The following is a 16,706-nucleotide window of genomic DNA, read 5'->3' as shown; positions in this document are numbered from 1 at the left end:
GTTTTACGTGTCCAGCCACATAATTGGTTCGGGTTCACTCTTCGAGGAGACAGCAGCCATGAAGGCCATCGTTTTCGACACGTTCGGCGGTACCGAGGTCCTCCACGAGACGGAGGCCGAGGTCCCGCAGCCCGGCACCGGGCAGGTCAGGGTGCGCGTCCGGGCGGTCGGCGTGAACCCGGTGGACGGGAAGATCCGCTCCGGTGCCATGGAGAACATCTTTCCCACCACGCTGCCGGCCGTCCCCGGCGGTGAGATCGCCGGGATCGTCGACGCCGTGGGCGAGGGCGTCGACCGGCTCAAGGCGGGTGACGAAGTGCTGGGGTGGTCGGACACCGGTTCGTACGCCGAGTACGCACTGGCCGCCGCGACCGTCCTGGCCCACAAGCCGGCCGGTCTGGACTGGACGCATGCCGCCGCGCTGCCTGTGGCCGGCGACGGCGCCGACCGGGCCCTGGACCTGCTCGACGTCAAGAACGGCGAGACCCTGCTGATCCACGGCGCGTCCGGCGCACTCGGCACCGTGGCCGTCCAGCTCGCCGTCGCCCGCGGCGCCCGCGTCATCGGCACCGCGGGCCCGGCCAACCAGGAGTACGTGTCCTCGCTCGGCGCCACCGCGCTGGTCTACGGCGAGGGCCTGGTCGAGCGGGTCCGCGCGCTCGCCCCGAACGGCGTCGACGCCGTGCTCGACGCCGCGGGCAAGGGCGCGCTGGAGGACTCGATCACGCTGCGCGGTGGCACGGACCGGATCGTCACCACCGCCGACTTCCGCGCCCGCGAGCTGGGCGTCGTCTTCTCCGAGGGCCCCCAGCGCCGCTCGGCGGCCCGCCTCGCCGAACTCGCCCGGCAGGCCGCCGACGGCACCCTGGTCACCACCGTCGGCGCGACCCACCCGCTGTCCGACGCGGCCAAGGCCCAGCAGGCCAGCGACGCGGGCCACAGCCGCGGGAAGCTCGTCCTCACCGTCGACTGACCGCCCCGGGGGTGCCGGTCCCACCGGGGCCGGCACCCGCACCGGCCCCGCCGGCGCCTCTCGTCACCCGTCTCTCGCGCACCCGAGGAGAACCCCGCATGTCCACCACCGACCTCAACGCCCTGTGGCAGCCCGCCCGTGCCGGAGACCTCCGGCTGCCGCACCGTCTGGTCATGGCCCCGATGACCCGCGACCGGTCGACGCCCGAGGGCGTGCCGACCGGGATGAACGCCGAGTACTACGCCCAGCGCGCCTCGACCGCGCTCATCATCACCGAGGGCACCCAGCCCTCGCCCGACGGGCAGGGCTACCTGCTCACACCCGGCATCCACTCCCAGGAGCAGGTGACCGGCTGGCGCAAGGTCGCCGACGCCGTACACGCCGCCGGAGGCCGCCTCGTCGTCCAGCTCATGCACACCGGGCGCATCGCCCACCCCGACAACACCCCGCACGGACGGCAGCCGGTGGCGCCCTCCGCGGTCCGCCCGGCCGGCACGATGTTCACCGCGAACGGGCCGCGGGAGATGCCCGAACCCAGGGCACTCTCCCTCGGGGAGATCGCCGCGACCGTCGGCGACTTCCGCCGCGCCGCCGCGTACGCCGTCGAGGCGGGCGCGGACGGAGTGGAGATCCACGGCGCCAACGGCTACCTCCTCCACCAGTTCCTGTCCGGCAACGCCAACCGCCGCACCGACCGCTACGGCGCCTCCGTGGACAACCGCATCCGCTTCGCCGTGGAGGTCGCCGCGGCCGTCGCGGACGAGATCGGCGCCGGGCGCACCGGCATCCGCCTCTCCCCCGGCAACCCGTACAACGACGTCCGCGAGGACGACGTGCACACCCTGTACCCGGCGCTCGTGCGCGCGCTCGCCCCACTGGACCTCGCCTACCTGCACCTGGTCCACGCCGGGGACGACCGGCTCCTCGGCACGTTGCGGTCGCTGTGGCCGGGCACCCTGGTCCTGAACCGGCCCGGCGCCGACCTGCTTACCCGGGCCCGGGACGTCGCCGAGGGCCGGGCCGACGTCGTCAGCGTCGGCACGATGGCGCTGGCCAACCCCGACCTGGTCGAGCGGATAAGCTCCGGAGCGCCGCTGAACAGCCCCGACCCGGCCACCTTCTACGGCGGCGGCGAGACCGGCTACACCGACTACCCGACCCGCGGCGACGCACGAGGAGCACGATGACCGACCCCGCGTCCAGGACCCCCGGCACGGCGCGCGACGGACGCCTCAGCTACGCCGTCTTCCAGCTCGCCCGCGTCCACCGCGGCCACGCCGCCGCCATGCTCCGCGACATGAATCTCCACCCGGGCCAGGAGCTGCTGCTCATGCAGTTGTTCGACCGCGACGGCCAGACCCAGTCCGAACTCCTGGAGACCGTCGGTCTCGATCACTCGACGGTCTCCAAGTCGCTGCGCCGCATGCAGGAGGCAGGGCTGCTCACCCGCGAGCCGGCCGCACACGACCGGCGGGTCATGGTCGTCCGTCTCACCGACGAGGGCCGCGCCCTGCGGGAACCCATCACGGACATGTGGCGCAGCCTGGAGGAGATCTCGGTCCGGCACCTGACGCCGGAGCAGATCGAGGCGTTCACCGTGACCGCGTACGCCGTCGAGCAGTCCATCCGGGACCACGGCCGGGCGGAGCGAGAGTGACCGGCGCGGCGGCCGAAGGCGCACAGCGGGCCTACGCGGACTCCCCGTCCCCGGTGTCGATGCCGTCCCGGACCGTCTCGTAGACGCCCACGTAGTCGCCCCAGCGGTCCGCCGGAGCGGACAGGTACAGCGCGAAGTGGCGGCCGTCGGCGGTGCCGAACCCGAAGTTGATCGCGCGGAAGCGGCGGGTCTCGCCGGCGAAGGTGAACTCCCAGACGGCCGCGTCCTGTCCGCGGTACTCCGCTCCGTCGAGGCGGAGCCGCTCGTAGTCCGGAAGCTTGCCCCCGGCCCGTGAGGACTCCTCGTCCTGTTCGAGGTTGGCCTTCGGACCGACGTCCTCGAAGTCGGTCGCGCCGATCTGCAGCCGCACCGTGCCGGTGGGGTCCACGTACAGCACGTCGGCCCCCGCCGAGTCCCGCCGCCAGCCCTCGGGCACGGGCATCGCCAGCCCGGGGCCCAGTGGTTCGGCGGTCGCGTACCGCGGGCCCGACGGGGTGGCGGAGGGCTCCTTGCCGTCCGATGCCTCCGGGGACGGCGACGGCCCGGTGGCCGCGGTGTCCGGTGCGGCGTTCCGGGACTCCCCGTCCTGACCGGCGAGATAGGCCACGCCCCCGCCGGCGACCGCCGCGGCGGCCAGTATGGCGAGCCCCACGCGCACGGCACGCCGTCGGGCGGGCGTGCCGGACGCGCCGTCGCCGGCGGGCACCGTCCCGGAGGGGACCGGCACATCCGCGGTGTGGGTGGCGGGTGCGGGGAGCCGCGCGGTGTCCGCCGTCGCCGTGGACACCGCCGCGGCCTCCAGGCGTTGCCCGGTCTCCGCGGCTCCCGGCCGTGACTCGGGCTCCTTGCGCAGGAGTTCGGCGATCAGGTCGGCCAGTGGTCCCCGCGCGGTGAGGGCCGGGAGCGGGTCGACGCCGATCGCGTACACCGTCTCCATGGCGGTGTCGCGCCGGAACGGGCTGTAGCCCTCGACGGCCTCGAAGAGGGTCGCCCCGAGCGACCACAGGTCGGAGGCGGGGCCCGGAGTGCGGCCCCGGACCCGCTCGGGGGCCAGGTAGCCGACCGAGCCGACGATCTCCCCGGTCCTCGTGAGGGTGGAGGTACCGGTGGACACGGCGATGCCGAAGTCGGTGAGCACCACCCGGCCGTCGGCGCCGAGCAGGACGTTGCCCGGTTTCACGTCCCGGTGCAGCACCCCCGCCGCGTGCGCGGCGCTCAGTGCGGTCACCATCCGGTGGCCTATCCGGGCGGCCTCGGCCGGGGGCAGGGTGCCCCTCTCGTCCAGTACCTCCGCGAGGGTGCGGGAACGGACGTACTCCATGACGATGCACGGCAGCGCGGGGCCGGCGGCGCCCGCCGGTTCGTCGCCGCCCGGAGTGTCGTCGACGACGTCGTGCACGACGATGACGCTCGGGTGCGTGATCCTCGCGGCGCTGCGGGCCTCGCGGCGGGTGCGCTCGTGGAGACGCTCGCGTTCGTCGTCGGAGAGGTGCGGCTGGACGTGTATGCGCTTCAACGCCACGTCCCGGCCCAGGAATTCGTCCTCGGCCCGCCAGACCGCGCCCATGCCGCCGCTGCCCAGCAGCTCCCGCAGCCGGTACCGCCCGGCGATCAGCCGGTGCTGCTCCGACGCGTGCCTGTCGACGGGCCGTTTCGGAGTGCCTCCGGCTGGCATCGCGCGACCTCCCGTTCTCGCCGCGGCCCTCTTGAGCCGCGTGCCGTCAAGATATCCGCACTTCCGCGGCACCGGTGGGCCAGTACCCGCCCCAGGGGGTGTCGTTTGGATCTTGTCGGGGTCGCGGGGCCCGGCACGCGCATCTGCGGCGTTGTCGTCGGTTGCCAGGGCTCCGCCCTGTCGCCCTCCTCCGCCTTGCAGCTGCACGCACCAGACCCCGCTCGGGTCGGCAACAAGGCACTGTTGCCTGGAACCGACCAGATCCAAACGACACCCCCTAGCTCCGGTGGCCATGCGACGTACGCATGGCGGGCATGCCTGATCGTCGCTTCCCGCAGGCCGGTGCGGCTCCTAGTGTCGTTCGCACCGGCACGGTCGAACACGGAGGTCATCACGTGCGAGCAGCAGTCCTGACACGCTTCGGCGCACCCCTCTCGGTGCGCCGGGTGGCCCGGCCCGAGGCGGGGGGCGGCGAGACGGTGGTCGAGGTCCTCGCCACCTGTGTCGCGCCCTACGCCGCCGAGGTCTTCAGCGGCGAACGGAACTACCCCCTCGTCCCTCCCGTGGTGCCCGGCGTCGGCGGTGTGGGCCGGATCGTCCGCGTCGGCCCGGACGCCACCCGGCTGCGCCCCGGCGACCTGGTGTGGTGCGACTCGACGGTACGCTCGCGGGACGACGCCCTGGCACCCGACATCGCGCTCCAGGGCTGGAGTTCGCGCGGTGAGGGCGGGGCGCGGCTCGCCCGGAACTGGCCCGACGGTTCGTTCGCCGAGTTCATGCGGATTCCGACCGAGAACGCCTACCCGCTGCCGGCCGCTGCGGCGGACGATCCGGCGCGCTGGGCGGCGCTCGGTGTGCACTGCATCCCCTACGGGGGCCTGCTGGCAGGCGGGCTCGCGGCCGGCGAGACGCTGCTCGTCAGCGGGGCCACCGGCAACCTGGGCAGCAGCGCGGTCGCCGTCGCGGTCGCGATGGGGGCGGGCCGTGTGGTCGCCCCGGGCCGCAACCGGGCCGCCCTCGACCTGCTGGCCGACCGGTTCGGTTCCCGTCTCCGCCCGGTCCTGCTGACCGGGGACGAGGCCGCCGACCGCGCGGCGATGTCGGCGGCGGCGGACGGCCCGGTCGACATGGTGATCGACCTGCTCCCGCCGAGCGCGCCCGGCTCGGTGTCGCGCACGGCGGCCATGACCGTGCGCGCGAACGGCCGCGTCGTCCTCATGGGCGGCGTCGGCATGCTCGGCGGCGAGGACATCGCGCTTCCGTACCGGTGGATCATGCGCAACTCGGTCACCGTGCGCGGCCAGTGGATGTACCCGCGCACCGCCAACGTCGGCATGGTCCGCCTCGTGGCGTCGGGCGCCCTGGATCTCGCCCCCGAGCGGGTGCGGACGTTCGGCCTCGACGCCGTCAACGACGCCGTCGCCCACGCCGCCGCGCACGGTGGCCCGTTCGACCGCACGGTCCTCGTTCCTCCGGCCGGCTGACGGGAACGGGTATGCGGCGGGCCGGGACGCGGTTCTGCCCCGGCGGCCGGAAGGCGTCAGACGTCCAGCGCCGGGTGGCCCGTGAGCTGTCGGCGCGAGGTGATGCCGAGTTTGCGGAATATGTTGCGCAGATGTGCGTCGACGGTGCGCGGGCTGAGGTGCAGCCTGGCGGCGATCTCCTTCGAGGTGGCACCGGTGGACACCAGCCGTGAGATGTGCGTTTCCTGTTCGGTGAGCCGGTCCGCCGCCGCCCGGGAGCGGCTCTGGGCCCGTTCTCCGGTCGCACGCAGTTCGTCCGCGGCTCGCCGGGCGAACGCCTCGACCCCGGCCGCCGACAGCAGCTCGTGCGCGGCGCGCAGCTGGGCGCGGCTGTCGCGTCTGCGGCCCCGGCGGCGCAGCCATTCCCCGTACAGCAGCCTGGCTCTGCCCCGGTAGGGTGCCAGGGGGCTCTTCTCCAGGTGCTCGACGGCCTCCAGGTAGTGCTCCTCCCGCCCGGTGACCAGGGCGCGCGCATAGGCCGCGATGCCCAGACCCGAGCTGGTTCCGCCGGCCCCGGTGCTCTCGGTCAGCGGCTCCAGAGCGGCCGCCGCGGCGGCGTGCTCGCCGCACCGGACGGCCGCCTCCACCAGTTCCGGCAGGACCAGTCCGGCAGGCTGGAGGCCACCGTGCGCGACGGCCCGCCGGGCCGCGGCCAGCGCTGCGGGGTACTCGCCCAGGCCGTTGTGCAGTACGGCGGCCGCCCAGTGGACGTCGGTGTCCGGCTGCCCGGTACCGTCGGCCCTCGCCGCCGCACCGACTGCCTCGAACAGCGCGACGGCCTCGTCGCGGCGGCCGCGCATCGCGGCCAGCTGCAGCCTGTGGTACGTCACCGCGGGCCCGCCGACCGCGTGGGCCACGGCCTCCTCCTCGGCGATCGCCGCCTGCGCCCGCCCGAGGTCGCCGGAGAGGGCGCTGCCGGTCGCGGTCCGCACCAGACCCAGTCGGAGCAGCGGCGGAGAGCCCGAGGCACGGCCGGTCTTCATCAGCCACTCGGTGATCTCGGTGTGGGTGTGCGGATCCCACAGTTCCGAGGCGAGTACGACGGCGAGTGCGGGCCGCCGGGTCCACATCGGGGCGTCCTCCCCGTCGAGGACCCTCCGCAGCAAGGGATACGCCGCCCGGGGGCCCTCCGTGGTCAGCCGGACGAAGGCGTCCAGGGCGTCCGGGGAGCGCGGTGCGGGTGCCGCGGTCCGGGCGGCCGCCAGGACGACGTCCAGTGCCCCGGTGACGCGGCCGGTGCTCAGGCTCATCTCGAGCGCGTCCAGGAGGTGGGCGCGGGAGCCTGCCGGGTCCACCTCGGCGAGTCGCCGGGCGGCGCGCAGGGCGAACACCGGTCCGCTGCCCCCGGATTGACGTAACAGGGCGAGCTGTCCGCGCAGGACGTCGACCCTGGCGAGCCGGTGCCGGCCCATGGCCGTGTCCTCGACCGTCGCGAGGAGTTGCCGCGCCCTCTCCCCCATGCCTGCGTCGATGTGCGCCCGCACCGCGGCGAGCGTCCGCGCGGTCCGCTCGGCGGTGTCGGGCGACAGCGCGGCGGCCCGTTCGAGGAACGCCGCCGCGGCCGCCGTACCGCCGCGCGTCTGGGCACGCGGCGCGTGGCGCTCCAGTTCCGCGGCGACGTCGGCGTCGGGGCTGGAGGCTGCCTGGGCGCGGTGCCAGGCCCGCCGGTCGGGGTCGGTGGCCGGGTCGGTCACCGCGGCCAGCGCCCCGTGGACCCGCCGGCGTTCCCCGGGCGCGGCGGCCCGGTAGACCGCGGAACGGGCCAGTGGGTGACAGAAGCGCACCTGCGTGGCGAACTCGGCCAACCCGGCCGCGGTCGCGGCCGCGGCGGACGCCGTGGCGTCGATGCCCAGGTGCCGGGCAGCGGCCCACAGCAGCGCGGCGTCGCCCGTCGGGTCGGCGCTCGCCACCGTCAGCAGCAGCCGCACGGCGGCGGGCAGCGCCTCGATCCTGGACCGGTGGCCGCGTTCCGTGGGGGACGGCACCGACGACGTGTCCAGCGGTGCGTATCCCCCGGCCGACGGGACTTCGAGCAGCGCCAGGGGGTTGCCGCGCGCCTCCAGGACGAGCCGCCGGCGCACCTGGTCGTCGACGGCCGTGTGGCTGAGCGATGCCAGCAGCATCCGTGCGTCGGTGTCACTCAGCCCGCTCAGCGACAGGCCGGGCAACCCGGTCAACTCCCCCGCCACGCCCACCGGTCGGGCGGCGAACACCATGGCGACGGGTTCGCCCGCGATGCGCCGGGCGAGGAAGGCCAGCACGTGCGACGACGCGGAGTCCAGCCAGTGGGCGTCGTCGATCAGGCACAGCAGCGGCTGCGCACGGGCCGCGCGGGAGAGCAGGTCCAGCGCGGCCGGACCGACGCGGGAGACGTCGGGCGCACCGGCCGCCGGCCCGAACGCGGACCGCAGCGCGTCACGGTGCTGCGCGGGCAGCTCGGAGAGGTGCCCCAGCATCGGCAGGCAGAGCTGGTGGAGGGCGGCGAACGGCAGCTCCTTCTCGAACCGCGAGCCGCACGCCCGCACGAGTCGCATCCCGTCGGCCGTCCGCCGGGCGTGGTCCAGAAGGGCGCTCTTTCCCGTGCCCGGCTCACCCGTCAGGACGAGGGCGCCGCCGCGTCCGGCTCGTGCGGCGGCGGTCAGTCCGGCCAGACGACCGGTCTCCTCCTGCCTGCCGACGAGCCGACCGGAGAAGTGCACCGTTCTCATGGCGCATACGGTAGGCCAGCCGCCGGAGCCCGGACAAAGGGGCTCCGGGGGCCGCGCTTCCGCCGTCCCCGTGTGCGCAGGTCTACCCGGTGGCCATGACGCGGGCGCCGGGGAGTACGGCGAGCAGCGGCTTGAGGTACTGGATTCCGCCGACGTGGGCGGGGAAGAGCTTGGCCACTCCGCGGTTCGCGGCGGTCCGCAGCTCCGAGGGGGTCAGGCCGCCCTCGACGAGGAGCCGGTCCGCGGCGTCGGCCACCGGCCGCACCTCCGGCACCTGGAAGGGGCCCGGCGGAGTTGCGGGCGTTCGCACCCGCGGTACGGGAGGCGGCCCTGGACGTGGCCCGACGCCTCTGAAGCCACCTGGACGGACGCCTTCGCGCCCGCCGTCCGGACGGGCGCGGTCGGACGACGGGCTCAGCGGCGCTCCTCCAACGCGGCCATGCCGGCCCGGAGGAAGGCCACGGCGGCGGCGATGTCGTCCCGGGCGGGGCGCGGGTCGAGCGCCCCGATGACCGCCGCCGCGGCGGCCGCGGTCATGCGGGCGTCCCGGTCGCCGGGTGCCGCGCCGCTCTCCTCGGCCAGGTGGCGGGCACCGCTCTCGACGCTTTCGGCGATGCGCGCCTGCTGGGCGCCCTGCAGCTGAGGATTGACGGCGAGCATGGTGTCGGCGAGGGTGCTCAGTTCGTCGTCATGATGCTCCCGCTCGCTGTACAGCCACTGCTCCAGCACGTCGATGGAGCTCTGGTCCGGTCCGCGGCGGTCCAGTGCGGCGTACAGGCGCTGGTCGACGGCGTCGAGGTGGGCCAGGGCGAGGCTAAGCTTGGTGGGGAAGTACAGCGTCAGCGTCCGGCGGGAGACCTCCGCCCGCTGGGCGATGTCGGTGAGCGTGGCCGCGTCGTACCCGCGCTCTATGAAGAGTTCGTACGCGGCCTTCAGGATCGCCTGCCGCTTCCTGGTCTTGTTGCGCTCGCGCAGCCCTTCGCCACTCCCCATGCCCCCATCGTACCGTCACACCGAGAAATTTACACTGAGTGCAAAATCAGCTTAGTGTGTGACGACTCCCCGGTTCGTACGGAAGGGACAACGGCATGGCCTCTCGCCTGTACTCGTGGGCGCGGTGGGTGATCCGCCACCGGAAATTAGTGACATCGGCCTGGCTGGTGCTGCTCGCCGCCGTAGCCGCCCTGGCCCTGGCGCTGCCGGGCAAGACCAGCAACGAGTTCACCGTCCCGGGGGTGGAGTCGCAGCAGGCGCAGGATCTGCTCAAGAAGGAGTTCCCGCAGGCGTCCGGCGCCCAGGCCAGGATCGTCTTCGCCTCGCCCGGTCAGGAACCCGTCACCGGGGCCGCGTACAAGGCGGGGATCGAGGCGACCCTGAAGAAGGCGGCGGAGGTGGACGGCGTCACGAACGTCTCCGATCCGTCGGCCGCGCGCACCGTCTCCCGGGACGGCACCGTCGCCTACGCCGACGTCACCTTCTCCGACCCGCCCTCCGACCTGGCCGCCTCGGTCCCCGACGAGGTCGAGAAGGCCGCTTCGGCCGCCCGGGACGCGGGCCTCCAGGTCGAGTTCGGCGGCAACGCGATGTCGCCGCCCACCGAGATCGGGGGTGTCGCCGAGGCCATCGGGGTCGTTGTCGCGGTCGTCGTCCTTGCCGTCACCCTGGGCAGCCTGATCGCCGCCGGCCTGCCGCTGCTCACCGCGGCCGTCGGCGTCGGCATCGGCGTGCTGGGCGTCATGTTCGTCTCGCGCTTCGTCGAACTCACCGGCACGGCGACCGTGCTCGCGGTCATGCTCGGCCTGGCCGTCGGCATCGACTACGCGCTGTTCATCCTCGCCCGCCACCGTGAGCAACTCGCCGACCCGCGGACGGACCTCGAGGATTCCATCGCCCGTGCCGTCGCGACGGCCGGCAGTGCCGTCGTCTTCGCCGGCGCCACCGTCGTCATCGCGCTCGTCGCCCTCTGCGCGACCGGGATTCCCTTCCTGAGCGCCATGGGCGTGGCCGCCGCCGTCACCGTCCTGCTCGCCGTGCTGATCGCCGTCAGCCTGGTTCCCGCCCTGCTTGCCTTCACCGGCGAACGGCTGCGCCCCCGGCCCCGTACCCCCCAGGAGACCGGCCGTGAGCCGGGGACCTGGGGACTGCGCTGGGGCCGCTTCGTCACCCGGCGGCCCCTGGTCTCCCTCCTCACCGGCACCGTCGCCCTGCTGGCCGTCGCCGTGCCCGCCCTCGACCTGCGCCTGGGCCTGCCCGGGAACAACGCGCGCGCCACCGACTCCACCCAGCGCCAGAGTTACGACCTGCTCAGCGAGGGCTTCGGCGCCGGTTTCAACGCCACCCTCGCCGCGGTCGTGGACGTGCGCGGCATACCCGCCGACCGGCGCGCCACCACCGTCAAGAACCTGCACACCGATCTGAGTGGCCGGCCGGGCGTCACCGCCGCGGCGATGCCCCAGGCCAACGCCGACAAGACGGTCTACCTGATCGGCGTCGTCCCGGCCACCGGGCCCGACGACCCGGCCACCACCGACCTCGTCCACGGTATGCGCGCCGACGAGGCGGCCGCCGTCGACGACGCCGGCGGCACCCTGTACATCGCCGGCACCACCGCGTCCACCATCGACGTCTCGGACAAACTCGCCGACGCCCTCCCGCTGTTCGTGGCGATCATCGTCCTGCTGGCCCTCGTCCTGCTGACCGCCGCCTTCCGTTCCCTGCTCGTGCCCCTCAAGGCGGTGGTCGGGTTCCTGCTGTCGGTGGCGGCCGCCACCGGCGCCAGTGTCTGGGTCTTCCAGGACGGTCATCTCAGCGGCCCGTTCGCCGTGGCCGCCGCCGCACCGATCGCCTGCTTCCTGCCCGTCCTGCTGATCGGTGTCCTGTTCGGCCTGGCGATGGACTACGAGGTCTTCCTCGTCAGCCGCATGCGCGAACACTACGAGCGCACCGGCGACGCCAAGGAGGCGGTGGTGCACGGCATGGCGCGCAGCGGACGCGTGGTGTGCGCGGCCGCCCTGATCATGACCGCGGTGTTCGCGGGCTTCATCTTCAACCACGACCCGATCGTCAAGTCCATCGGATTCGCCCTGGCCTTCGGTGTCGCCGCCGACGCGTTCGTCGTCCGCATGATCCTGGTCCCGGCCGCCCTCACTCTCCTGGGCGACCGCGCCTGGAGGCTTCCGGCGCGGATGGAGCGCCTGATCCCGCACATCGACATCGAAGGGGCCCGGCTGCCGTCCGGCACGGCCTCCGACGATGCCGGATCCGCCGAGCGGGTCACCAACCCGGTCTGATCCGGCGGGCCACCCCGGCCGCCCGCGCCGTGCACCGGCGTGGGCGGCCGGGGTGGCGTCGTCCGGGCGCCCACCATGTCAATCATGTTGCGGGACGGGCGCACTGGGACATCGGGCCCCGGTTCCGGCGTCCGCCTGGACGACGCCGCAGAACGCGCCCACACATGATCGGACCGGGGCCGACGGCGGCTCAGGTGTGGTGGTGCACGTGCGGTACCGCCCCGACCCGCTCGCCCTTGTCCAGGACGACGAACTGGCCCATCATGCCGTCGTCCTCGTGCTGGAGCAGGTGGCAGTGGTACATGTACGGCACGTTCGGGTCGGTGTGGTCGCGGAAGCGCATCGCCAGGCGGTACCGCTTCCCCTGGACCAGCATGACGGTGTCCTTCCAGCCGCGCAGGGGCGGCTGCGGCCTCTCGCCGTCGACCGTGAGCACCTGGAACTGCACGTCGTGCACATGGAAGTTGTGCAGGAAGCCGTTGTCGTTGCTCACCTCCCACACCTCGACGGTGCCCTCGTGCACGCCGAAGTCGATACGGTCCATGGCCATGGACTTGCCGTTGATCTGGTCCGACGCGAGTACGAAGGACCGTTCTTCCGCGACCGTTTCGCCTTGCAGGGCGGGCGCGGTGCCGAGCACGGCGGGGAGTTCGGTGTCGTCGGACAGGGTGGCGGCGGCCCGGAACTGGCAGATGTCCAGGCGGTCGTCGAAGCCGTCGAGACGCCCCAGGGTGCCCCCGTACTCGGAGGGGTGGGAACGCAGCTCGACCCGCTCCCCCGGTTCGAAGGCCACGACGATCTCGGCGCGCTCGCCCGGCGACAGGTACAGCCGCTCGGTCTGCCAGGGCTCGGCGAGCAGGCCGCCGTCCGTCGCGACGAGGGAGAATTTCCTGTCGTCGGAGAAGCCGAAGTGGTAGAGGCGGGCGTTGGAGCCGTTCAGCAGGCGCAGCCGCACGAGCCTGGTCGTGACGTCGAAGTACGGTCCGAGCGTGCCGTTGACGAGTATCTCGTCGCCGATCATGCCCAGCGACCCTCCCAGGGGCACCCGCTCCTCGAACTGGTTGTCCCCGTCGAACGCCCGGTCCTGGACGATCATCGGTACGTCGTCGACGCCGTATTCGGACGGGAGGTTCAGCGCGTCGGTCTCCTCGTCGTCGACGATGAGCAGTCCGGCCAGGCCCCGGTACATGTGCGTCCCGGTCGAGCCGTGCACGTGCGGGTGGTACCAGAGGGTCGCGGCGGGCTGGTCGACCGTCCACCGCGGTGCCCAGGTCCCGTTGGGCGCAACCGGCTGGTGCGGGCCGCCGTCCATGGCGGCGGGAAGGTGCATGCCGTGCCAGTGGAGCGAGGTCTCCTCGGACAGGCCGTTGTGCACGGCGAACGCGACCTGCTCACCGCGCCGGACGCGGACGGTCGGGCCGAGGTAGGTGCCGTTCACGCCCCAGGTGCGGGTGGCCGGGCCGTCCTTGAACCGGGTCTCACCGGACTGGATGCCCAGCCTGAACACCCGGCTTCCCGACCCACCGCGTTCCGCCGCGGCCGTCGGGGGAATCGACAGAGGCGTGTCGAAGGAGACGTCCCCGACGGTGTCCTGCTTCGCGGTGGCGTAGTAGACACCGAAGCCACCGCCGCCGAGGACGACCGCGCCCCCGACACCGAAGCCCAGGGCCTTGAAGAGTGTGCGGCGTTTCATGGGACGACGATGCCCCGGCCGCGGAGGTCGTCGCGTCGGCGAGAACTACGTACAGCCGCGCGCACGTTCCTGGGCCGGAGGGCTGCGGCCGACCCGCCCCCAGTCGGAGTGGAGCAGGCGGGGCCGCGGTGTCAGGCGGTGGGAGGGAGCGGCCCGCACATCAGGTTGCCGGGTTCGGCGGGGTCGTCGCTGATCCAGAACTGCGTCCACAGCACGGCGAACTCCGGCCGGCTGAGACTGCCGTCGCCGTCCTGGTCGAGCCGGTCGAACACGTGCTGCGTCGGCGTCCGACGGCCGTGCCACGTGTCGATCAGCTTCTGGTGCTCGGCCCGGGAGATACGGCCGTCGGCGTTCTCGTCCACCGCGTCGAACACGGTGTCGGCCGTGGCCGTGACGGTCCAGGGCATGGCCGGGAGACGGTCGACCATGGCCATCAACGCGTCCATGTCGACCCTGCCGCTGCCGGCCGTCTCCCCCACGGCCGACAGGTGCTCCCACCACCCCATCATCACGCTGCGCACCCGCTGCGCCAGCTCCGGGTCCCCGGCCACGCGGGGCATCCGCCCCCACCGCGCCGCGAGCGCCTCGAAGTCGTCCTCGTCCAGGCAGCCGTTGCCGTCCGCGTCGAACGCGTCGAACATCGCCTGCACCTTCGCCCGCTGGAACCCACTGGCCATCCCGAGCCCCCTCACTCCTCGTGTCGGGAACAGGCTGTCCAGTACCGTCCGCTCCTCAACGGCGCCCCGGAGCACTCGGGTGACCGCGCGTGCGGCCGCACCCCCTGCGAACGCACCGGGCGCCGGTTTGGCCCGGCTCCCGGTGCGAGGTCACGGTGCCCCGCAGTGCTTCCGTCCGTGAGGTCCGGCGGCCCGGTCAGAAGGTGGCGATCGGGTTGACGGGGACTCCGGTCAGACCGTGGATGCGCGGTGGGGCGACGGTGAGCAGGAAGCTGTACCGCCGCAGTTCGACGCAGAGCGCCGCGAGGTCGTCCAGTTCGGCCGCGTCGATGAGCGGCATGGCCATCCGGCCCAGGGCCACCCCGTGCAGCGGGGAGGGTTCCCCCGGTTCCAGCGGGGGGTGCGCGTCCCCCCTGTCGGCGGCGCACACGGAGACTCCCCGGCGGTGCATCCAGCGCACGGCGTCGAGACTGATCCCCGGCGTCGGCGTGCCGGGGACCGGCGTACTCGGCCATCCGAGCCTCAGGACCAGCGCGTCGCCCGAGCGCACCTCGGCGCCCTGGCGTTCCTCGGCCTCCTCGAAGTCCCGCGAGGTCACCGCGTAGGCGGGCGGCAGGGGCCCTTGGTAGGCCAGATCGAGCAGGACGCCCCGGGTCACGATCCCGGCGGCGAAGGACGCCGACGACGCGTGGGTGACGCCCGCCGGAGTCACGACCTCGCCCCGGGGGCGCCCGGGGTAGACGTCGCCGTCCCGCGACCAGTGGGCCAGCGCGTCGAGGTGCGTCGACTTCGCGTGGTGGTTCGTCACCAGCATCCAGTCGGCCGCCACGGCGACCCCCGTGTGGGCCATCATGTGCTGCACCGGAGAGACGTCCACCGTCGTGGGAGCGAAGGGGCTGCTGATCATCGGGTTGGGCGCGATCGGCTGCGCCAGCGATGCCCAGCGGCCGGTTCGCACCTCGGCGGCGGCGCTCGCGCGCACCGCGTCGGTTATCAGGTTGAGCGTACCGAGTTCGTCGTCGTCCCCCCACCTGCCCCAGTTGTCGGGCAGTTCGGGCTCGACGGGCAGTTCGGACTCGGTGGGCTCAGTGGGCTCGGGCATGGTGGGGCCGTCTTTCGTGTCCGTCGGGCGGAGGCCGGATCGCCTCCGGTCTCAACGTCTCACGGCCCGGCCGGTGTTCGCGTCGGTGGGAAGCACCTGGATCGACGGCTGTCCGGCGCGGAGTCCCCGGACGGAGCGCGGCCCCCCTCCTTGTCCGAAGGGGGCCGCGGTGACGCTCAGCCGGGTGCCGGGATCACGCCGGGTCGACGCGGGAGACGGTGCCGCCGATGGCGAGGACGTACAACTCGCCGTCGGCGTCCTGGGCGAAGGACACCACCTCGCCGCCGTTCACACCGAGGTCGTTCTCGGCCGTCACCGCCCCGTTCTCGATCTCCAGGGAACGCAGCATGCCGTCGCAGTAGTCGCTGTACACGTACTGTCCCACGAGGTCCTCGACGGCGTCCCCGCGGTAGACGTAGCCGCCGGTGACCGAGCAGCCGAGGCCGGTGCGGTCGTACTCGTGGACCGGCGGGACGTGGTTGTCGGGCTCGGTGCCGCCGCGGAAGGGGTGCGTGCCCTCCATCTGGGACCAGCCGTAGTTCTCACCGCCCTTGCTGTCCGCGGGCGCCCAGTCGATCTCCTCCCACTCGCTCTGGCCGACGTCGCCGATCAGCAGGTCGCCCGAGCCGGCGTCGAAGGAGAACCGCCACGGGTTGCGCAGCCCGTACGACCAGATCTCGCCCCGGGCGTCCGGGTCGCCCGCGAAGGGGTTGTCCTCCGGGATCGCGTACGGGTCGCCGCCCTGCGGGTCGATGCGCAGCAGCTTGCCGAGCAGGGTGTCGAGCTTCTGTCCGTTGCCGTCCGGGTCTCCGCCGCCGCCTCCGTCGCCGAACGCGACGTAGAGGTAGCCGTCGGGGCCGAACTTGATGTCGCCGCCGTTGTGGTTGGTCTCGGGCTGCTCCTGGGTGAGGACGGTGCGCCGGGTGTCCTGCTGGACCGTCCCGTCCTGCACGGCGAACTCGTCGATGGTGCTGGTGCCTTCGAGGTCGGTGAAGGAGATGTAGAGGTGGGCGAGGTCCGGATCGAAGGCCAGGCCGAGCAGACCGCGTTCGCCGTCGGTGGTGGTCTCGTCGGAGATGTCGAGGACCGGTTCGCCGAGTCCGCCGTCCGACAGGACCCGGACGGTGCCCGCGCGTTCGGCGATCCACACCGTCCCACCGGGTCCCGCGGCACCGGCGGTCGGGTTCGTGGCACTGGCCACTTCCGTCAGGGCGATCTGCGCGGCGCCCTCTCGGGTCGCGGGCTCGGCGGTCGCCGTCGCCACGGCCAGGGACCCTACCAGTCCCAGCGCGCCGATGATCGCCGATATTCTGGTGCGGACTTTCACCATGGCCTCCCTGAGGCGGTGAGTGGGGGGAGTTCACCCGGCTGCTCGGGTCGGAGTGGATGGGGCGTCGCCCGAGCCGGC

At 73.3% G+C, this 16,706-nt stretch carries 13 protein-coding genes; 5 read left to right on the top strand and 8 right to left on the bottom strand.

Translation table 11 applies throughout. The annotated features are described in order from the left end of the window. The first annotated feature begins 58 nt into the window (after positions 1-58). The 3 genes from IG94_RS0108650 (at position 59) to IG94_RS0108640 (ending at position 2,630) form a co-directional block, all read left to right on the top strand. Positions 59-973, top strand: a complete 915-nt coding sequence (locus IG94_RS0108650; RefSeq protein WP_031033135.1) for an NADP-dependent oxidoreductase — start codon at positions 59-61, stop codon at positions 971-973. A gap of 98 nt (positions 974-1,071) precedes the next feature. Continuing rightward, the gene (locus IG94_RS0108645) at positions 1,072-2,160 is read left to right on the top strand and encodes an alkene reductase (protein WP_031033134.1); all 1,089 of its coding nucleotides are present in this window, start codon (positions 1,072-1,074) and stop codon (positions 2,158-2,160) included. Further along, positions 2,157-2,630 carry a MarR family winged helix-turn-helix transcriptional regulator gene (locus tag IG94_RS0108640; protein WP_031033133.1) on the top strand — a complete coding sequence of 158 codons (474 nt, stop codon included), beginning with the start codon at positions 2,157-2,159 and terminating at the stop codon, positions 2,628-2,630. Before IG94_RS0108645 ends, IG94_RS0108640 begins: the two co-directional genes overlap by 4 nt. 31 nt (positions 2,631-2,661) lie before the next feature. Here IG94_RS0108640 and IG94_RS0108635 read toward each other — a convergent pair whose 3' ends face one another. Further along, positions 2,662-4,305, bottom strand: coding sequence for a serine/threonine-protein kinase (locus IG94_RS0108635; RefSeq protein ID WP_078892223.1), 1,644 nt, complete (start codon positions 4,303-4,305; stop codon positions 2,662-2,664). Between the two features lie 395 nt (positions 4,306-4,700). On the opposite strand from IG94_RS0108635, the gene IG94_RS0108630 reads away from it, so the two are divergent. Further along, positions 4,701-5,789, top strand: coding sequence for an alcohol dehydrogenase catalytic domain-containing protein (locus tag IG94_RS0108630; protein WP_031033130.1), 1,089 nt, complete (start codon positions 4,701-4,703; stop codon positions 5,787-5,789). Positions 5,790-5,845: 56 nt separating this feature from the next. Here IG94_RS0108630 and IG94_RS0108625 read toward each other — a convergent pair whose 3' ends face one another. The 3 genes from IG94_RS0108625 to IG94_RS0108615 all read right to left on the bottom strand — a co-directional run bounded on the left by IG94_RS0108625 (position 5,846) and on the right by IG94_RS0108615 (position 9,529). Then, positions 5,846-8,536, bottom strand: coding sequence for an AAA family ATPase (locus IG94_RS0108625; RefSeq protein ID WP_031033129.1), 2,691 nt, complete (start codon positions 8,534-8,536; stop codon positions 5,846-5,848). An 82-nt stretch (positions 8,537-8,618) separates the two neighbouring features. Continuing rightward, positions 8,619-8,846 (bottom strand): beta/alpha barrel domain-containing protein, encoded by a 228-nt coding sequence (locus IG94_RS0108620; RefSeq protein WP_157852225.1) that lies wholly within the window; start codon positions 8,844-8,846, stop codon positions 8,619-8,621. A gap of 104 nt (positions 8,847-8,950) precedes the next feature. Further along, complete coding sequence (locus IG94_RS0108615) at positions 8,951-9,529, bottom strand: TetR/AcrR family transcriptional regulator (protein WP_031033126.1); 579 nt, start codon at positions 9,527-9,529, stop codon at positions 8,951-8,953. Positions 9,530-9,624: 95 nt separating this feature from the next. Here IG94_RS0108615 and IG94_RS0108610 point away from each other — a divergent pair, with 95 nt between their 5' ends. Further along, positions 9,625-11,826 carry an MMPL family transporter gene (locus tag IG94_RS0108610; protein ID WP_031033125.1) on the top strand — a complete coding sequence of 734 codons (2,202 nt, stop codon included), beginning with the start codon at positions 9,625-9,627 and terminating at the stop codon, positions 11,824-11,826. A gap of 190 nt (positions 11,827-12,016) precedes the next feature. Here IG94_RS0108610 and IG94_RS0108605 read toward each other — a convergent pair whose 3' ends face one another. The 4 genes from IG94_RS0108605 to IG94_RS0108590 all read right to left on the bottom strand — a co-directional run bounded on the left by IG94_RS0108605 (position 12,017) and on the right by IG94_RS0108590 (position 16,625). Next, positions 12,017-13,519, bottom strand: a complete 1,503-nt coding sequence (locus tag IG94_RS0108605) for a multicopper oxidase family protein (RefSeq protein ID WP_031033123.1) — start codon at positions 13,517-13,519, stop codon at positions 12,017-12,019. 131 nt (positions 13,520-13,650) lie between these two features. Next, entirely contained in the window at positions 13,651-14,196 is a 546-nt protein-coding gene (locus IG94_RS0108600) for an EF-hand domain-containing protein (RefSeq protein ID WP_031033122.1), read from the bottom strand. A 196-nt stretch (positions 14,197-14,392) separates the two neighbouring features. Then, a complete protein-coding gene (locus IG94_RS0108595) occupies positions 14,393-15,298 on the bottom strand; it encodes a cyclase family protein (RefSeq protein ID WP_052410594.1) in 906 nt (301 codons plus the stop codon). Positions 15,299-15,491: 193 nt separating this feature from the next. Next, positions 15,492-16,625 (bottom strand): PQQ-dependent sugar dehydrogenase, encoded by a 1,134-nt coding sequence (locus tag IG94_RS0108590; RefSeq protein ID WP_031033120.1) that lies wholly within the window; start codon positions 16,623-16,625, stop codon positions 15,492-15,494. Between the last annotated feature and the right edge of the window lie 81 nt (positions 16,626-16,706).

This window comes from Streptomyces olivaceus (genome assembly GCF_000721235.1).
Taxonomy (GTDB): Bacteria; Actinomycetota; Actinomycetes; order Streptomycetales; family Streptomycetaceae; genus Streptomyces; species Streptomyces olivaceus.
This window is presented reverse-complemented; position numbering and strand designations above follow the sequence as displayed.

Coding starts and splice junctions, on each gene's coding strand:
- IG94_RS0108650 (WP_031033135.1), top strand. CDS start 59: ATGAAGGCCATCGTTTTCGACACGTTCGGCGGTACCGAGGTCCTCCAC.
- IG94_RS0108605 (WP_031033123.1), bottom strand. CDS start 13,519: ATGAAACGCCGCACACTCTTCAAGGCCCTGGGCTTCGGTGTCGGGGGC.
- IG94_RS0108635 (WP_078892223.1), bottom strand. CDS start 4,305: ATGCCAGCCGGAGGCACTCCGAAACGGCCCGTCGACAGGCACGCGTCG.
- IG94_RS0108640 (WP_031033133.1), top strand. CDS start 2,157: ATGACCGACCCCGCGTCCAGGACCCCCGGCACGGCGCGCGACGGACGC.
- IG94_RS0108600 (WP_031033122.1), bottom strand. CDS start 14,196: ATGGCCAGTGGGTTCCAGCGGGCGAAGGTGCAGGCGATGTTCGACGCG.
- IG94_RS0108645 (WP_031033134.1), top strand. CDS start 1,072: ATGTCCACCACCGACCTCAACGCCCTGTGGCAGCCCGCCCGTGCCGGA.
- IG94_RS0108595 (WP_052410594.1), bottom strand. CDS start 15,298: ATGCCCGAGCCCACTGAGCCCACCGAGTCCGAACTGCCCGTCGAGCCC.
- IG94_RS0108625 (WP_031033129.1), bottom strand. CDS start 8,536: ATGAGAACGGTGCACTTCTCCGGTCGGCTCGTCGGCAGGCAGGAGGAG.
- IG94_RS0108610 (WP_031033125.1), top strand. CDS start 9,625: ATGGCCTCTCGCCTGTACTCGTGGGCGCGGTGGGTGATCCGCCACCGG.
- IG94_RS0108615 (WP_031033126.1), bottom strand. CDS start 9,529: ATGGGGAGTGGCGAAGGGCTGCGCGAGCGCAACAAGACCAGGAAGCGG.